The organism is Mesorhizobium sp. M4A.F.Ca.ET.022.05.2.1 (assembly GCF_003998845.1).
Lineage (GTDB): Bacteria > Pseudomonadota > Alphaproteobacteria > Rhizobiales > Rhizobiaceae > Mesorhizobium.
The window spans coordinates 1-1595 of sequence record NZ_RZOJ01000688.1; the positions used below are offsets into that span (position 1 = coordinate 1).

At 63.9% G+C, this 1595-nt stretch carries 2 protein-coding genes; one reads left to right on the top strand and one right to left on the bottom strand.

What is annotated here, in order from left to right:
- Nucleotides 1-437: Lrp/AsnC ligand binding domain-containing protein (locus EN745_RS34575; protein ID WP_127423299.1), on the bottom strand; the 437-nt coding region annotated here is incomplete at its 3' end.
- A 130-nt stretch (nucleotides 438-567) separates the two neighbouring features.
- On the opposite strand from EN745_RS34575, the gene EN745_RS34580 reads away from it, so the two are divergent.
- On the top strand, nucleotides 568-1563 hold the full coding sequence (locus tag EN745_RS34580; RefSeq protein WP_127423300.1) for an ornithine cyclodeaminase family protein: 996 nt from the start codon (nucleotides 568-570) through the stop codon (nucleotides 1561-1563).
- Nucleotides 1564-1595 lie beyond the last annotated feature (32 nt).

The window sequence follows — 1595 nt, forward strand, 5'->3', positions numbered from 1 at the left end:
TGGTCAAGGCGCGCATCGCCGACATGGCAATGTTCCAGGATTTCCTGCAGCGGCAGGATGACCCGCTGCAGGAAATCATGGAACATTGCCATGTCGGCGATGCGCGCCTTGACCAGGTAGTCGAAGCCGCCAACCACCATGTGGCATTCGATGATCTCGGGCGCCCGCAACACAGCCTCGGCGAAGCGGTCGAAGACATGCGGCGCTGTATGGTCGAGCCGAACCTCGATGAAGACAAGTTGCGCCTTGCCGATCTTGGCCGGGTCGAGGACGGCCCGCACCGCCCGGATGAAGCCTTCGCTGAACAGCCGCCTGATGCGCTGCGAGGCGCCCGTCGGCGACAGCCCGACCCGGCGGGCGAGGTCGAGCGTGGTGCGGCGGCCATCCTCCTGCAACAAACGCAGCAACGAGCGGTCGATACGGTCGAGATCGTCCATTTCAGTACTCACACTTTTTGGCCAAGTATTGCGTGATAGTCACGCGGAAATGGTCAAAACAGCATATTTCATCACGCTGTCAGGTGGCAATATCGTTCGTGGGCAACTCAACCAGACCAGGGCAAGACCCATGACATCAGCCATTTCGAACTACCGCAACGCCCACGCCAAGGGTGACACGCCGGTGCTCATATTGAGCGAGGCCGAGGTGAAAGCCTGCATCGACCTCCGCCGGCTTCTCGACGTACTGGCGGACGGCTTCCAGGCGCTGTCTGGCGGCAAGGTCGTCAATCCGGCGCGGCCCCAGCTCGACATTCCGCAGGCCGGCTATTCGCTGGCGATGCCGGCCTGGATGGCGGGCATGCATCTGACGGTGAAGATCGTCAACGTATTCGAGGGCAATATCGCCAGAGGCATTCCAAGCCATCTCGCCACCATCCATCTGTTCGACCCGCAGACGGGATTGCCGGTCTGCGTCATGGATGGCACCTACATCACCGCCGTGCGCACTTCCGGCTCGGCCGTGCTCTCGGTGCGCGAACTGGCCCGGCGCGATGTCAAGGTCGCGACTGTGGTGGGCGCCGGCGTCCAGGCCGGCCAGCACCTGCGCCTTCTGCCACTGGTCCGCGACTTCGCCGAGATCCGCATTGTCTCGAAGGAGTTCGCGGATGCGCAGGCGCTTGCGGCGCTACATCCGGGTGTTGTTGCCGTCAGCGATATCGAGGCCGCGGTGCGCTCGTCGGATGTTGTCTGCCTGGCAACGCATTCCTTTGAGCCGGTGATTTCGGCCCAATGGGTGCGGCCCGGCACGCATGTCTCGTCGGTCGGCGTCGCGCCACCCGGTGGCGAATTGCCGGTCGAGCTTGTCGGCAAGGCCAGCCTTTTCGTCGAGACAAGCGATGCATTTGCCCCGACGCCGGTCGGTTCCTGTGAACTGGCTGGCATCGATCCGGAAACCGGAGCCGAACTTGGCGATATACTGCTCGGGGCGCGGCCGGGCCGGGTTAGCGCCGACCAGATCACCGTCTACAAGGCAATGGGCGTTGCCATGGAGGACATGGTGGCGGCCGACCTGGCTTACCGCGAGGCGGTCCGCCGGGGAATCGGGGCTGTCGCATCGCTGTAAAGGGTGGCCGCCGCGACGCGCCACACGTGTGC

What these genes read in the sequence shown, in the direction of transcription:
- EN745_RS34580 (WP_127423300.1), top strand. Translation starts at nt 568, where the DNA reads ATGACATCAGCCATTTCGAACTACCGCAACGCCCACGCCAAGGGTGAC.